Origin of the sequence: Streptomyces ortus (assembly GCF_026341275.1) — a bacterium.
GTDB lineage: Bacteria > Actinomycetota > Actinomycetes > Streptomycetales > Streptomycetaceae > Streptomyces > Streptomyces ortus.
This window is the reverse complement of record NZ_JAIFZO010000002.1, coordinates 3866186-3881708: the sequence shown is the minus strand read 5'-3', so window position 1 is coordinate 3881708 and position 15523 is coordinate 3866186. Positions and strand designations below refer to the sequence as shown.

Sequence of the window (15523 nt, the reverse complement as noted above, 5' to 3'; positions counted from 1 at the left end):
CGTCGCGCCGCCCGAGGGCCGGTGTGCGAGGGGGCCGACCGACGTCAGGAGGGCCGCCGTGAGCGCGATCGCGGTGAAGGCCGCCCAACTGCGGAGCGGGCTCGTCCTCCCGTACGCGGAGGCGGGGCGTCCCGAGGGCGCCCCCGTCGTCTTCGTGCACGGCCTCGCGGACTCCTGGTGGGCCTTCGAGCCGCTGCTCCGACAGCTTCCCGCCGCGTTGCGCGGGTACGCCCTCACCCAGCGCGGCCACGGTGACGCGGAACGGCCCGAGGACGGCTACGATCCGCAGGACTTCGCCGCCGACCTGGTGGAATTCCTCGACGCCGTGGGCATCCGCCGGGCCGTCCTGGTCGGCGCGTCGAGCGGCGGTGTGGCCGCGCGGCTGGTCGCGGGCAGTCATCCCGACCGGGTGGCGGGCCTGGTCCTGGCGGGCGTCCCGGCCACCCTCGCCGACAAGCCGGCCGCCCTCGCCCTGGGGGAAAAGGTCAAGGACCTGACCGACCCCGTGCCGCGCGCCTTCGTCGAGGAACTGCTCGCCGGTCTCACGGCCCGCCCGCCGGGGCGCGGACTCCTCGCGACGATCGCCGGGGAGAACCTGAAAGTGCCCGCGCGGGTGTGGCGGGCGACCCTGCGCGGCCTGCTGGAGACGGACCTGGCGGCCACCTTGAAGGGGATCCTCGTCCCCGCGCTCGTGCTCTGGGGCGACGCCGACGGCCTCCTGCCGCGCTCCGACCAGCAGCGGATCCTCGACACGCTCTTCGACGCGCGGCTCGTCGTGTACGAGGGTGCCGGTCACGCCCTGTACTGGGAGCAGCCCGAACGGCTCGTCCAGGACGTCGCGGCCTTCGCCGCCGAGGTGCTGCCCGACCGTCCCGACGGCCGGGCGGCACCTCGTACCTGACGCGCAATCAGACGCCGGTCAGGCGTTGGGGTCGAACGCGATCCCCGACGGCTTCGCCGACGAGAGGTGGGAGTTGAACGTGCTGTCCTTGATACCGAGCGTCGCACTCCCGAAGTTGTACGAGGTGAGGGTGTCGCGCAAGTTGCCCGGGTAGCCGTTCCAGCCGACCAGCGGGGGACGCTGCCAGGTCCCCTTGTGGTTCTCCGGCGGCTCGTCCCCCGCGGTCGCGGCACGGAAGCAGTGCGTGCTGATCCCGTCCTTGTGGTAGACGACCTTGGCGTGGGTGCCGTCCCAGCGGATCGCCGAACGGTTGTGGACCGTGAACGAACCGTGGTTGGACGTCGAGACGTACTGGGCCTCGTTGTTCTGCACCCAGACCACCACGTGCTCCCAGTCGTGCCGGTGCCCGCCGAGACCGCTGCCGGGCAGGGCCTGGTCCTTCTCGAAGTAGGAGCCGTAGACGATCGCGCACCAGCCGTTGTTGCACTTGGAGCGCGAGTAGGTGTTGACGCTGTCCAGGTCGGAGGCGTCCCGGCACTGGCCGTTCAGCGCGCCGCTCGGGTTGAGCCCGCCGTTGACCGACCCGTCGGGGCCGATGGCAGCCGTGGCGTAGCAGCCGTCCGTGTCGTAGTCGTAGGTGGGCTGGAACGTCGAGTCCAGCGCCTCCGCGTTCGCGGGCAGCGCGGGGGGCGGCGCCGCCAGGGCGGTGGACGGGAACACGAGGACCAGAGCCGCGGCGCCCGCCAGCGCGCCGAGCGACTTCCGGCCCAGACGCCGCGATCCGGGGAACTTCGATGCCGGTCTGCCGTTCACAGGTGTCCTCCTCATCGGCCCCGTGCAGGCCAACGCCCTTTGTGACATGTGCAGTTCAGAGTCTGCGGTTCAGAGTCGCGGATTTTCACTCGCGTGCCAAGAGGCCCCAGCGGTCGCGACGGTTACGGAGCGCCCAACACTTGTCGCTCGACCGGCCCAAGAACGTCACACACAAGGAGGGTTGGTGGAAAGCTGTGGCGCATGAGCGCGTCACAGGTCGCCCGCCCGACGGGTGACGGGCCCACCACCCCCGGCCCGCCGGAACCGGCGACCGAGGGCGAACGACCGGGCCGCCGCGGCGGGTTGCCGCGGTGTCTCCGGTCGGCGAGGTGCCGGCGGTGGCTGTACGCGCTGGCCGTCCTCGCGCTCCTCGCCGAGATGGCGGTCGCGATGGTCAGCACGGCCGTCGAGCAGACCCCCACCATCGACGAACCCGTGTACGTGGCCTCGGCCGAGGTGTACCTCAAGGAACGCAGCTTCCGTTACAACCCCGAACACCCGCCCCTGGGCAAGCTGGTCATCGCGTCCGGCCTGGTGTTCACCGACGCGCACCTCGACGCGGACTTCGTCGGAAGCCAGACGGCGCTCGGACGGCACGTCCTGTACGAGTCGGGCAACGACCCCGGCCGGCTGATGCTGTACGCACGCCTACCGGTGATCGTCCTGACGCTGCTGTTCGGGCTGGTCGTCCTCGCCTTCGCCCGCGACCTCACCGGCCCGCCGGGCGGCCTCGTGGCCCTGGCCCTGTACGCGTTCTCCCCGGACGTCATCGCCAACGGCTCGCTGGCCACGCTCGACGTGCCCGCGACCGGGTTCCTGCTCACCGCCCTGTGGCTGCTGTGGCGGGCCCGGCTGCGACCGTACCTCTGCCTCCCGCTCGCCGGCGTGGCCCTGGGCGCGGCGGTGGCCACCAAGATGAGCGTGCTCCCGGTGGTCCCGGTGCTGATGCTGCTGGGCGTCCTGTCGCACTGGCACGCACACCGGACCCAGGAACCCGACGCGCGGCCCCGCACCCAGGAACCCGACGCGCGGCCCCGGCGCCCGGCACTCGACGCCCGCGCCCTGCTCAAACTCCTCCTGTACGGAGCGTCGGCCGCCGTCGGCATGGCGCTGATCGCGGTCGCCGTCGTATGGGCCACCTATCTCGTCGTCGACCCGCGGATGCGCTGGGCGGCGCCCGAGAACGTGCCGGACATCCGCGGGACACGCGGCCGGATCGCGGCCTGGCTGCCGTTCCCCGAGGCCTATCGCGACGGCATGCGCATCCAGTTCGGCTTCGAGTACGACATCTGGAAGGGCTTCCTGTTCGGGCGGCTCTACGAGGGCTCGCTCTGGTACTACCTGCCCGCCGCGCTCCTGGTGAAGACCCCGCTCGGCATGCTCGCACTGTGGACCGCGGGCTCCGTCGCGATCCTCGCCGCACGCCCGCTGCGCCCCGCCGCCCCGTACGTACTCGTCCCCGCCGCCTTGCTCCTGGCCGTCTCCATGCACGGCGCCCGGGATCTCGGCGTGCGCTACGCCGTGTTCATGCCGATGTTCCTCGCGGTCGCCGCCGCCGGAGTCACGCTCTCGCGGTGGCGAGCGGCCCAGTGGGCGACGGCGGCACTGGTCTGCTTCGTGGCGGTCAGCTCGCTGCGCACCTACCCGTACTACCTGCCGTACTCCAACGAGGCGTTCGGCGGCCCGTCGAAGACCCATCTGCGGCTGCACGACTCGAACGTCGACTGGGGCCAGGATCTGGGCCGCCTCGCGGACCACCTCGGCCGGCGCCATCACGGTGAGCGGGTCTGGCTGGTCTACAAGGGCGCCGGCGTGCCCTCGTACTACGGCATCGACGCGTCCGACCCGCTCAAGGCCCCCCTGGGCGAGGTGCACGGACTGCTGGTGGTGTCCGACTCCGCGGTGGCGAAGGCGGACGGGCGGCTGGCCGCACTGCTCGACACCAGCACGCCGATCGACGACGTCGGCCACTCGATCACGGTGTTCCGCCGCCGCTGACACCGACCGCCAGGGACACGAGGCGAGCGGCCCGCGTGGGACCGGACCGCCGTCCAGGTGCCCGAACGGCCCGAACGGCCGTATCGCCCATGATGTTCCGAGGCCCGGGCCGTAGCGTGACCACGACAAGCTCGGATTCCGTGACCCGAACCCCTGGTGGCGCGATGTGCTTCAGTGCGACGGCCGATCTCGTGGCGGGCTGCGGCATCGCCGCCGTCGGCGTGGCCTGCGTGGCGCGGACCCGCACGGCGGCCGACCTGCCGATGGCCGCACTGCCCCTGATCCTGGGCGTGCACCAGATCGTCGAGTCCCTGGTCTGGCGCGCCGGCGGCGGTTCGGGCCCCGCCACCGTGGCGTGGGCGGCGATCGCCCTGCCACTGCTCGCGGTATGGGTGCCGGCGGCCGTGCTGTGCGTGGCGCCGCCGAGCGCGCGGCGACGGCTGACGATCCCGCTCGTCGCGGGACTCCTCACCGCGGCCGTTCTCTCGTACTGCCTCGCCACCCACGGGGTGACGGCGGAGATCCGCGGCCACGCCGTCGGGTACGCCGTCTCCCTGCCCGCCTCGGAGCTGCTCGTGGCGGGCTATCTGCTGGCCACGATCGGCTCGCTCCTGCTCTCCGGCGACCGGCACCTGCGCGTCCTGGGCATCCTGGTGACGGTGGGGGCGGCGACCTGCTGGGTCCTGTGGGAGGCGGAGTTCATCTCGACGTGGTGCGCGTTCGCGGCGGTCTGTTCCTTGGTGATGTACGGCTGGGTGCGGGGGCGGTCCGTGCCGGCCCGCGTCTCCCGGGTGTCCGTCGGACGGTGACGGCGCGCGACGCCCGTGTCCCGCCGGGGCCCACCACCGCGCCCGGTCGGCCGTCCGTCCGTCACAGCCAGCCCCGGCGCGCCGCCTGCCAGGCCAGTTGCATCCGGGTCGCCGCGCCGGCCAGTTCCATCATGCGCTGGATGTGCCGCTGCACCGTGCGGCGGCTCAGGCCCAGTTGGGTGGCCACCGCCTTGTCGGTGACTCCGGCCACCAGCAGGGCGAGCAGCCGCCGGTCGACCGCGGACAGCGGATCGGGGCCGCCGACCCCGTCCGTCCCGGCGACCGCTCCCGCGTCGTCGACGTCCAGCGGGACGGCGTCCTCCCAGTAGCGCTCGAACAGGGCGACGAGAGCGGCGAGCAGATTGCTGTCCCGTACGAGTGCGGCGGTGGGCTCGTCCGGGTTGCCCTGCGGGCCGCCGGGGACCAGCGGGCAGACCGCGATGGCCCGGTCCGCGACCGCGAGCCGCAGCGGCAGATGCGGCACCGCACGGGCGGTCTCCCCGGCGCGCACCCCCGCAACAACGTTGTCAACGGCTCCCTCGTCGTCGAAGAACGCCTTCTCGTACAGCACCCGGTAGCGCACACCGCGCGCCAGTGCCTCGAACTCCGAACTGTTGCTGCCCGACGGCATCGCCACGTACTGGGCCTTGCAGAACCACAGCATCTCGTCCTGGGCGCTGGCCTGGATCTGCCGCAGGTGCTGGCGCAGCGCCTCGGCGCCCGTGATGACCTCGATCAGCTCGCCCGCGTCGCGCCGGCGCATCGTGTCGCGGTACACCTGCAGCAGGCTGGTGGCTTCGGCGCGGGCGAGGTCGAGCGCGTCGGCGTTCCGCTTGAGCCGGGGGATCAGCGCCACGTCCGGGGGAGTGGCCCGGAAGTGCCGGGGCAGCACGTCGGTGTGGCTCGCCATGCCCTTGACGGCCAGCGCGTCGAGCACTGCCTCGGCCTCCGCCGGGCTCAGCCCGGTGCGCGCGGCGACGTCGCCCGCCGATGCCTGGCCGGCCGTCACCAGATGCCGGTAGACGGACTCCTCGGCGTCCGACACCCCTGCAGCCTCCAGCGTCATGGCGCCCTCCCCGAGACCGACCGGTTCACTGATCGGACGACACCGTACTCCACGGGTGTTACAGGCGGTGAGGGTGAGCGGGACGGTTTGCGCCCCGCTCACCCCCGCTGTGCGCCCTGGCGCCTATCCGCGGTGCAGGTAGGCCCGTTGCACGGTCTGCCGCACGGAGTTTCCTGCCGCGTCCCGGGCCGTCACCCTCAGTGTCACGTACGCGTCACCGCGTACCCGTGAAGGCTTCTTGACGGCGGCCTCGAACACGTTGTGCCCGCGGTCCCGCACGGTCGCCCGGATCCAGCTCGCGCCGCCCTCGTACGACGCCTCCACCTGGACGCTCGCCCCGCGCGGTGCGGCCAGTCCGTCCTGGGCGCGGACCGACACTCCCACCGAGTGCGTACGGCCGGGGCGGACGGCGTTGTCCGCGTCGACCGGGACGTCGTAGTCGAGCTGGAGCAGCGGCAAGGCCGTCGCCGCGCCCGTGCTGCCCGAGCGGAACGACCAGGACGTCTCGGTGCCGGTCCCGTACACCCACTCCGGCGACACCCGCGAGGTCGTGAGGTCCAGCCGGTAGCCGGCCGCACCGGACGGGACCTCGAAGTCCGCGTACCCGCCGTCGGCCTCCGCGATCTTCCGGCCGTCGCGGTACAGCACGGCGGCGGCCGAGTCGCCCTGCGCCGCCTTCGCCCCGCCCGAGGTCCCGATGCCGCCGCTCCCTTCGAGCAGCCGCGAGCGGTGACCCGCCTGCGAGTCGGTGAACTCCGGTATCCGCAGGCTCAGCACATCACCCGAGCGCACGGACGGAAGCGTGGTGCCGCGAGGGATCGACGGCCGGACGACGGCCCCCTGCCAGGTGTCGCTCGTCCGCTCGCCCGCCCGGTAGGTGCGCACGGCGTCCGCCATGCCGACGACCAGCGGGGTGTCCACGTCGAACGTGGTCTCGTGGTGCACGAAGTGCTTCCACTCGGTGTCACCGGAGCTCACGTACTCGGTCCGGTCGAAACCGGTCGGCACATAGCGCGTGTACTGCAGCCACGCCGTGTCCTGGTACGGCCGCCGGGCGAAGCGCTGCTCGGCGGCCCAGTGCGTGCCGCCGTTGTCGGCGTACCTGGCCGTCACCACCGCGCTGTTGCGGTCGGACACCGTGTGCACCACCTTGTCCGGGACCCGCTGCGACGACACCTGCATGACGTCGTACAGGTACGGGCTGCGGGCCGTGCCGGTGAAGTCCACCGTGGTCCGGCCCTTGCCGATCCTCTTCAGCAGCGCGGCTCCCGCCTTGGCGCCGATCCGGACCGTCGGTACGCCCCAGCGGTCGCCCTCGGGATGCCAGCGGGTCCACGCGATGTCGTCGAAGTGGACCAGCACGATGCCGCGTACTCCGGCGGCTGCCGCCTGCGCGGCCAACTCCCTCTCGTTGACGTTCTGTTCGTTGGTGAGGACCGCGAGCTTCCCACGGGCCCGGGCGAAGAACGGCGCGGCGGCGTCACCCGCGGCGACCGCCGTCAGACGCGTCCCCTTCCCGGCGGACGTCTCCCCGTCGGATGTCTTCCCGCCGGACTCCTTCTCGTCGAAGAGCGGCGAGGAGGGCATGTAGTAGGCGTCCGGCGTCTCCTTGGCGCTTCCCCCGCCCGACACCGCCATGTCGAGGAGCGGCGCGACGAACTGCCAGCGCGAGGCGAACTCGAAGGTGCCGTCGGTGACGGCGGCGGTGGGACTCACATACAGACGCTTGCCGACGTCGAAGTACATCGTCCCCTGGAGCAGGCTGTGCCCGTCGATCTTCCGGTACGTCTGGTAGCTGAGGATGCCGCGCTGCTCGGCCGGCCGGGGCGTACGGATGTCGACCAGGGTCGTCCTGCGCGCGTCGAGCGTGACGGCCGTGTCCTTGGTGACCTTCACCTCGGGCAGGACCACGTGCCGCAGCTCCTGTCCGTCGGCGGCCGTGTCCAGGGACGAGTGGTCCACCTGGTAGGTGCCCTCCTCGACCTCGGCGACGGCGGGTTCGGTACCGGAGCCCGGGTCCGTGTAGCCCACGAAGCCGTCGGTGCCCCAGATCGTCGGCATCGCCTCGATCTGCTTGCCGTTGAGGTCGACGGTCCTGACGGTGAGCCGGTGGGTCGGTCCCTGCACGGCGAGGCTCACCGTGGTGTGCACGCCTGCCTTGCCGTCCGCGGAGGCAGCGGTCACATAGCCGTAGTAGTCGCCCCGCTCCACCCTGGCCGGATCGACCGTCAGCGGAACCTCGGCGGTGGCACCCGCGGGTACGCGCACCGAACCGGAACCGAGCTTCACCGCCCCGTCCGCCGGCGTACGGCCGCCCGCGGTGGCCAGCCGGACACCGAGCGCCAGCGTGACAGCGGCGCCGGAGGTGTTCGTGTACTTCAGCTGCGTCGTACGGGTCTCGCCGTCGCCGGTCCGGAACGGGCCCAGGGCGACGGTGCCCGTGGCCGTGACCGGGCCGAGCGCCGCCGCGGCCACGTCGATCAGCCCGCCGCCCTGCTCGGTGACCTCCTGGCCGGCCGCCGTACGGGCGGTGCTGACGAGCGCGTCCTTCAGCTGCCGGGCGCTCCAGTCGGGATGCCGCTGGGCGAGCAGCGCGGCGGCGCCCGCCACATGCGGGGTCGCCATCGACGTACCGGAGGCCGCCACGTGCTGTGCGTCGACCGGGTCGCCCATGGTCGTGCCGGCCGCGCGGGCCGCCACGATGCCGACGCCGGGAGCCGTGACGTCGGGTTTGACCGCGTCGTCACCGGAGCGCGGACCACGGCTGGAGAACGGGGCGAGGGCACCGGCGCGGTCGACCGCGCCGACGGTGAGGGCGGCGTCCGCGGCACCGGGGGAGCCGATGGTGCTCCTGCCCTGCTCACCGCTGTTGCCCGCCGCCACGACGAACAACGCGCCCGTGCGCTCGGTGAGTTCGTTCAGTGCGAGGCTCATCGGGTCCGTGCCGTCGCTCGGACTGTCCGAGCCCAGGCTCATGTTGACGACCTTGGCACCCGAGGCCGCCGCCCACTCCATACCGGCGATCACCTGGGACTCGCTGCCGTAGCCGTCGTCGCCCAGCACCTTGCCGACGAGCAGGTCGGCGCCGGGCGCCACGCCCTTGCCCCCCTTGCCTCCGCCGTCGGACGCGGCCCCGCTGCCGCCGACGATGGCCGCGACATGCGTACCGTGTCCGAAGGCGTCCCCGGTCCCGGAACTGCCGGAGAAGTCCTTGGCCTCAAGGACGCGTCCGGCGAGGTCGGGGTGGGACCGGTCCGCGCCGGTGTCCAGGACGGCGACCTTGACGGACTCGCCCCGCTGCCCGGCCTGCCACACGGCGGGCGCGCCGATCTGCGGGACACTGCGGTCCAGCGAGGCGTTCACCCGGCCGTCGAGCCACACCTTGGGGGTCTCCGCGGCCCGTGCCGTGTCCAGGGTGTCCTTGTCCGGGACCAGTTGCTTCCAGAACCGGCGGAGATCGTCCTCGGCGACCCGCACCGACCGTGCCCCGATGCTGTCCAGGCGGCGGACCGGCGACCCGTCCTCGGCGAGCGAGGTGAGCCGCCGGACGGCGGACTCCGCCGCGCCGTCGCCGCCCGCCACGATCAGCGGGAGCGCGTCGCTGTGCGCCTCGTCGTAGCGCTGGGCGAGGAGCGCGCCCACGTCGAACAGCCCGCGGTCCAGGCGTCCCGCCGAGACCAGGTCCCCGGCGTCGGACGGCAGGACCGTCAGCCGCCCGTCCTGCTCGTAGGTCCGGAAGACGATGTGCCGCCGCCCGGGCCCGGGCGTGACCGACGCGGTGCGCCGCCCCTCCGAGTCGGCGCCCACGGTCACCCGGTCACCGGTGATCAGGCGCACGGTGCCGGGGCTCTTCGGCGCGGGAATGCCGGCCGCCGCCGTCGCCGTGGGCCCCGTGCCGCCGCGAGCGGCCACCGGCGCCACCGCGCCGGCCGCCAGGGCGAGTCCTGTCGATATCGCCGCCACCAGGCGAATCCGTCTCATCAGTGCCGTGCCTTCCGTCGTACGCACAGAGAAGTTCATGCGCTGGACAGAATCCGGTGGCGCGGAATGTCATGTCACTCGATTCCGGTGGCACAGGTGGGACATGTCGCAAGCACGACACCCGGGCGACCGCCCCGAGGGGTCCTCACCAGATGCCCGGTTCGCTCCCCACGACCGGCTCCGAGGGCTTGCCGTCGACCCCGAGGGGAACGTCGCCCGCGAGCATCACCCGATGCATCACCCGGGGATGGTCGACCTGCGTGGTGTCACCCGGAGCCAGGTGGATGGTGGCCCGGTTGTCCCAGAAGGCCACGCTTCCCGGCTCCCAGCGGAACCGCACGGTGTACTCGGGCCGCGTGGCCTGTCCCAGGAGCATCTCCAGCAGGGGCGTGCCCTCCGCCCGGGAGAGGCCGAGGATCTGCTCGACGTAGTAGCCGTTGACGAAGAGCAGCCGCTCGCCCGTCTCGGGATGCACCCGCACCAGCGGATGCTCGGTGGCGATCTGCCGGTCCAGCAGATGGCGTGCGTACGCGTCCTCGCCGGGCCGTGCCTGGTAACCGACCCCGAGGCGGTGCTCGGCACGCAGCCCGTCGACGAAGTCCCGCAGCGGCGCCGAAAGACCGGCGTAGGCGGCGGCCAGGTTCGACCAGGTGGTGTCGCCGCCGTACGGGGGCACGGTCTCGGCGCGCAGGATCGTCGCCGCCGGCGGATCGACACGGGCGCCGTGGTCGCAGTGCCAGCCGCGCAGCAGCGAGTGGCGGCGCCTGCGCAGCCACTCGTCGTGCTCCATGCCGTAGCGCCCGCCGAGTTCCAGCCGGTCGGCCGTCGTCTCGATCTCCGGGACGCCGGCGGGTGACGCGCTGCCGCGCCGGCGCAGCCGGACCGGCTCGCCGAACCGGCGGGCCAACGCGACGTGCGAGGCGTGGTCCAGGCGCTGCCCCCGGAAGAACACCACCTTCCAGCGCAGCAGCGCCGCCCGGATCCCGGCGACGACCGCGTCGTCCAGGTCGCCCGCCAGATCGACGCCCGCCATCTCGGCGCCGATGTGGCCGGCGACCGGCCGGACGTCGATCCGCGTACCCCTGTCGGTCGTCATCCGCGCTCCGTTGATCGTGCGGGCCAACTGATCGTGCGGGCGTCCTGATCATGTGCGACGCCCCGCCGGGGTCAGCATGCCCCGTCCGCCTCTGGGGCGACAGTGCGCCTCCGGGGCCCCTGCCCGCCGGCTAGCCGAACTGGCCGACGCGGTAGTCCCCGGCGGGCTGCCGCACGAGGACGTTGGCCCGGTTGAAGGCGTTGATGAGGGAGATCAGGAACACCAGACCGGCCAGTTGCGCCTCGTCGTAGTGCTTGGCGGCGTTCTCCCAGGCCTCGTCCGTGACCCCGCCGGCCGCGTCGGCGATACGGGTGCCCTGCTCCGCCAGTTCCAGCGCGGCACGCTCGGCCTCGGTGAAGACGGTGGCCTCGCGCCAGGCGGCGACGAGGTTGAGCCGGGCCGGGGTCTCGCCGGCCGCGGTGGCCTCCTTGGTGTGCATGTCGGTGCAGAAACCGCAGCCGTTGATCTGGCTGGCGCGGATCTTCACCAGCTCCTGCGTCGAGGCCGGCAGCCCCGAGTCGGAGACGACCTTGCCCGCCGAGGAAAGGTGCTTGACGAACGTGGCGGCGGTCGGGCTGCCCATGAGGTTCAGACGGGCTTCCATGATGTGCTCCTCTGTCGTGTGTCGGTGCCGGGAGTTGCACATACCTGACGGGCAGCAGAGCGCGCACTGTGACATGGAGGGAATGTGACCTGTGTCTCCCGGGCCCTCGTGCCACGCCGGTCTCAGGGGGTGACTCGCCCTACGGGAGGCTGACGTTCGTGGTGAGCAGGCGGAGCAAGTGCTTGGCCGTGGCGTCCTGTTCGGGGGTCAGGGCCATGGCGTCGCCCATGGCGAGGGGGACGGAGTCGGCCCGGTCCCGCAGGCGTGTCCCGGCCTCGGTGAGGTGCAGGGCGACGGAACGCTCGTCCTCCGCCCGGCGTTCGCGCCGCAGCAGCCCGTTCGCCTCCAGGCGCTTGAGGAGCGGTGACAGGGTGCTGGACTCCAGTTGCAGCGTTGTGCCCAGGTCGCGGACGGAGATCGAGTCCCGCTCCCACAGCGCGAGCATCACCAGGTACTGCGGATAGGTCAGTCCCAGCTCGTCCAGCAGGGGGCGGTAGCGGGCGGTCACCGCCCGGGAGGCCGCGTAAAGGGCGAAGCAGAGCTGGTCCTCCAGCAGGAGAGAGCCCTCCCGGGGTGACACGGGTGCGTCCCCCTGTGCCGATTCGTCGGCTCCGGCGGTGCTCACGGCGTACCTCCGTACTCGGGGATCTCCCTCGATCCACCTCGGTGGTCCCTACCCTATCGCCGAGTCCGCCATCGAGTCCCCCCGATCCTATCGCGCCCAAATAAGTTGTGCACGACTTAATCGTGAGCTACTGTCCTGGCAGTGCCGCCGCTCCCGGCGAAGCCCGCGAGGAGCGTGCCCACGGCACCGGATCCGAGGAGACCGTCATGACCGACACGCAGGGTGTCCGCCCCGTCCTGGAGCCCGCCGCCGCGGCCTTCGCCGAGGCCACCGCCAACCCGCCCTACCTGTTCGACCTCGGCCCGGCCGAAGGCCGCAAGACCGTCGACGAGGTCCAGTCGGGCGAGATCGCCAAGCCGGCCGTCGACGAGGAGTGGATCACCGTCCCCGGCGGCCCCACCGGCGAGGTCCGCACCCGGATCGTCCGCCCCGCGGGAGCCACCGGCGCCCTTCCCGTGATCATCTACATCCACGGCGCCGGCTGGGTCTTCGGCAACGCCCACACCCACGACCGCCTGGTGCGCGAACTCGCCGTCGGCGCGGGCGCAGCGGTCGTCTTCCCCGAGTACGACCTCTCGCCCGAGGCGCGCTACCCCGTCGCCATCGAGCAGAACTACACCGTCGCCCAGTGGATCGCCACCACCGGCGCCGACCACGGACTCGACGCCTCCCGCACCGCGGTGGTGGGCGACTCCGTCGGCGGCAACATGGCCGCGGCCCTGACACTCATGGCCAAGGAGCGCGGCGACGTCGCGCTCGTCCAGCAGGTGCTGTTCTACCCGGTCACCGACGCCTCCTTCGACACCGGCTCCTACCACCGGTTCGCCGAGGGCTACTTCCTGCGCCGCGACGGCATGCAGTGGTTCTGGGACCAGTACACGACCGACGAGAAGCAGCGCGCCGAGATCACCGCGTCCCCGCTGCGCGCCACCACCGAGCAGCTCACCGGACTGCCGCCCGCCCTCGTCATCACCGGTGAGGCCGACGTCCTGCGCGACGAGGGCGAGGCCTACGCCGACAAGCTGCGCGAGGCCGGCGTCCCGGTCACCGCCGTCCGCTACCAGGGCATCATCCACGACTTCGTGATGCTCAACGCCCTGCGCGAGACCCACGCCGCCGAGGCCGCCATCAGCCAGGCGATCACCGTCCTGAAGGGCGCGCTGACCGCCGGCTGACCGTCCCGGTCCCCGCGAACGGCCCGGCCCTCCCCTCCCGCACCACACCCGCGGGAGGGAAGGGCCGGGCCGTTCGCGGTTACGGGGGAGAAACGGGCTGTGTACGGGCCGTTTGTTCGGGTAGGGCCGACGTACGAGGCCACTGGCCTGGCCGGATCCGGAGCCGAACCGCGAGAACCGAAAGAGACATGCGTGTGACCACTGACGTGCCCGATCGCCCGCAGCGCGCCGGCCACCCGCCGGACACGCTCACCGATCAGGTCCTCGACGCGGTGGAGAGCGTGGTGTCGCTGTGGTGGGCGGCGGCCTCGGCCGCCCCGCCCCGGCTGCCCACCCGGCAACTGCTCGCGCTGCGGACCGTCCGAAGGCCGCCCGAACTCAATCTCACCGCCCTGGCCGAGCACCTGGGCATCGGCCTGCCCACCGCCAGCCGGCTGTGCGGCCGTCTCGAAGCCGCCGGGCTGCTGCAGCGGACGGTCCAGCCGCACAACCGCCGCGAGGTGCAGCTCGTCATCACCTCCCAGGGGCGGCGGCTGCTGGCCGACGTCACCGAGCACCGCTCCCAGGGGCTGACCGGTGTGCTGGCGGCGATGACACCGGGGGAGCGGGCCTCCCTGAAACAAGGGCTGCACGCCTTCCACCGGGCCCACGCCCGCGTACGCCCGCAGCCGCCGCGGCTCGGCTGAGACGGCTCAGAAGGCCAGCTCGGTGGGGGTCCTCACCAGCTCGGCCGCCCGGCTGTGCAGATGGCACAGCAGCAGACACACGTCGTCGTCCCGCTCGGAATCGCTCAGCAGCGGATGCAGCAGCCTGTCGGCCGAGGCGTCCAGGTCGGCGTCGAGGTCCTCGGAACGGAACGTCCCGAGCGCCGCGGCGAGCCGCCCGATGCCCGGGTCTATGCCCTGGGCCCGGCGTTCCACCAGACCGTCCGTGTAGAGCGCCAGGGTCGAACCGGGCGTGAGGGTCACGGTGTGGTCCCGGATCACCTGCTGCAGCGGAATGCCGAGCATCGCGCCGGGCTTCGCGTCGAGCGTGTGCACCTGGCCGTCGGGGGTGCGCAGCACGGGCGGCGGATGACCCGCCGCGGCCCAGGTCAGCGTCGGTTCGTCGGGATGGAAGCGGGCGATGACGGCGGTGGCGTACAGATCGGGCTGCAGGTGGTGCAGGAAGATGTGCAGCCGGGTCAGGAGCTGGCCGGGGGTGCCGCCGTCGACGGCGTACGCGCGCAGCGCGGTGCGCAGCTGGCTCATCATGACGGCGGCGTGCAGTCCGTGCCCGGTCACGTCGCCTATGACGGTGATCAGGCTGCCGTCGGGCTGGCGGAAGGCGTCGTACCAGTCGCCGCCGATGTTCAGACCGTGCGTGGCCGGCAGATAGCGCGCGGCCAGCTGCAGCCCCGGAGTGGCGGGCAGGTCCGTGAGCAGGGCCCGCTGCAGCGTCTCGGCGATGTCGCGGTTGTGCTCGAAGCGCCGGGCGTTGTCGATCGCCACGCCCGCCCGGCGGGTGAGTTCGATCAGCATGACCACGTCGTCGGCGTCCCACCGCGCGCCCGGCGGCGCGAGGGTCAGCACACCCTGCGGGGTCCGCCGGGTCCCCAGCGGAATGCACAGCAGGGGAGTCGCGGGGCGCAGCGTCGAGAAGGGATGGTCGTCGACACCGGGCAGGTCGCCCGGGTGGTCGGCCGCGTACTGGGGGCGCCCGGTGCGGGCCGCGACCACGGCGGCGGCCGGACGCGGCGCGTTCACCCGGTCCTCGTCACCGTCGAAGAGCCATACGTCGACACTCGCCGCGTACTCCGGAACCAGCAGGCCCTGCAGCCGGCGGACGACCTCGTCGTGGTTGAGCGATGCCGTCAGCACCGCGCTGGCGTCGGCCAGGAACGTCAGCCTGCGGCGGGCGGTCTCCGCCTCGCCGCGGGCCTTCCGCTCCGCGGCCAGCAGGTCGCGCTGGGCCCGGCCGGCCGCGTCCAGCTCGGCGTGCAGAGCCAGTACGCCCAGATTGGTCTGTTCCAGCTCCTCCCGGTGGAAGGTGACCAGATCCTCCTGCTCGCCGAGTCTGTCCACCACCCGGGCCGTGTCCTCGTCGGCGACCAGCAGCGCCTCGGCCAGCGTCTCGTGGTCGTCCGCTGGGCCGCCGGCGTCCGTCGTGGGCGCGTCCTCGGCGCAGGCGACCGTCAGCTGCCACGTCGGCCGTTCCGCGGCGTCCACCTCGTCACCCGAGGTCACGCGGGCCCGCAGCAGGACACCCTCGGGCGGCTCCCCGGCCGTCTCCAGCTCCAGCCGCCAGGCGCCGCCCTGCGTGAGGCACGTGCGCAGCTGTGCGCCGAGCGAGGTCGTCAGCCGGGTCCGTTCCATGTCGGAGACCCCGAGCGCGGCGGCCAGGCGTGCCGTGTCGACACGGGCCCGCGCGGCGTCGGGGACGGTGGAGATGTGCCAGGTACGAATCATGGTGTGCG

Annotated in this window: 12 protein-coding genes; 5 read left to right on the top strand and 7 right to left on the bottom strand. The window is 72.7% G+C overall.

Features of this window, described 5'->3' with window-relative positions:
- Window positions 1-58 precede the first annotated feature (58 nt).
- Window positions 59-901: an alpha/beta fold hydrolase gene (locus tag K3769_RS20350; protein ID WP_267027828.1), complete on the top strand. Its 843-nt coding sequence runs from the start codon at window positions 59-61 to the stop codon at window positions 899-901.
- An 18-nt stretch (window positions 902-919) separates the two neighbouring features.
- Here K3769_RS20350 and K3769_RS20345 read toward each other — a convergent pair whose 3' ends face one another.
- Window positions 920-1714 (bottom strand): NPP1 family protein, encoded by a 795-nt coding sequence (locus K3769_RS20345; RefSeq protein ID WP_372514994.1) that lies wholly within the window; start codon window positions 1712-1714, stop codon window positions 920-922.
- Between the two features lie 201 nt (window positions 1715-1915).
- On the opposite strand from K3769_RS20345, the gene K3769_RS20340 reads away from it, so the two are divergent.
- The gene (locus tag K3769_RS20340) at window positions 1916-3712 is read left to right on the top strand and encodes a phospholipid carrier-dependent glycosyltransferase (protein ID WP_372514992.1); all 1797 of its coding nucleotides are present in this window, start codon (window positions 1916-1918) and stop codon (window positions 3710-3712) included.
- Window positions 3713-3876: 164 nt separating this feature from the next.
- Entirely contained in the window at window positions 3877-4521 is a 645-nt protein-coding gene (locus tag K3769_RS20335) for a DUF6629 family protein (protein ID WP_267031462.1), read from the top strand.
- A 61-nt stretch (window positions 4522-4582) separates the two neighbouring features.
- Here K3769_RS20335 and K3769_RS20330 read toward each other — a convergent pair whose 3' ends face one another.
- The 5 genes from K3769_RS20330 to K3769_RS20310 form a co-directional block, all read right to left on the bottom strand.
- The gene (locus K3769_RS20330) at window positions 4583-5587 is read right to left on the bottom strand and encodes a helix-turn-helix transcriptional regulator (RefSeq protein ID WP_267027827.1); all 1005 of its coding nucleotides are present in this window, start codon (window positions 5585-5587) and stop codon (window positions 4583-4585) included.
- A gap of 123 nt (window positions 5588-5710) precedes the next feature.
- Complete coding sequence (locus K3769_RS20325; RefSeq protein WP_267027826.1) at window positions 5711-9568, bottom strand: S8 family serine peptidase; 3858 nt, start codon at window positions 9566-9568, stop codon at window positions 5711-5713.
- Window positions 9569-9713: 145 nt separating this feature from the next.
- A complete protein-coding gene (locus K3769_RS20320; RefSeq protein ID WP_267027825.1) occupies window positions 9714-10664 on the bottom strand; it encodes a TauD/TfdA dioxygenase family protein in 951 nt (316 codons plus the stop codon).
- A gap of 130 nt (window positions 10665-10794) precedes the next feature.
- The gene (locus K3769_RS20315) at window positions 10795-11268 is read right to left on the bottom strand and encodes a carboxymuconolactone decarboxylase family protein (protein WP_267027824.1); all 474 of its coding nucleotides are present in this window, start codon (window positions 11266-11268) and stop codon (window positions 10795-10797) included.
- Window positions 11269-11407: 139 nt separating this feature from the next.
- Window positions 11408-11848 (bottom strand): MarR family winged helix-turn-helix transcriptional regulator, encoded by a 441-nt coding sequence (locus K3769_RS20310; RefSeq protein ID WP_267031461.1) that lies wholly within the window; start codon window positions 11846-11848, stop codon window positions 11408-11410.
- A 251-nt stretch (window positions 11849-12099) separates the two neighbouring features.
- Between K3769_RS20310 and K3769_RS20305 the strand changes: the two genes are divergently transcribed.
- On the top strand, window positions 12100-13068 hold the full coding sequence (locus K3769_RS20305; protein WP_267027823.1) for an alpha/beta hydrolase: 969 nt from the start codon (window positions 12100-12102) through the stop codon (window positions 13066-13068).
- Window positions 13069-13256: 188 nt separating this feature from the next.
- On the top strand, window positions 13257-13754 hold the full coding sequence (locus tag K3769_RS20300) for a MarR family winged helix-turn-helix transcriptional regulator (RefSeq protein WP_372514991.1): 498 nt from the start codon (window positions 13257-13259) through the stop codon (window positions 13752-13754).
- 6 nt (window positions 13755-13760) lie between these two features.
- Here the strand turns inward: K3769_RS20300 and K3769_RS20295 are convergent, their stop codons facing one another.
- Window positions 13761-15515, bottom strand: coding sequence for a PP2C family protein-serine/threonine phosphatase (locus tag K3769_RS20295; protein WP_267027821.1), 1755 nt, complete (start codon window positions 15513-15515; stop codon window positions 13761-13763).
- Window positions 15516-15523 lie beyond the last annotated feature (8 nt).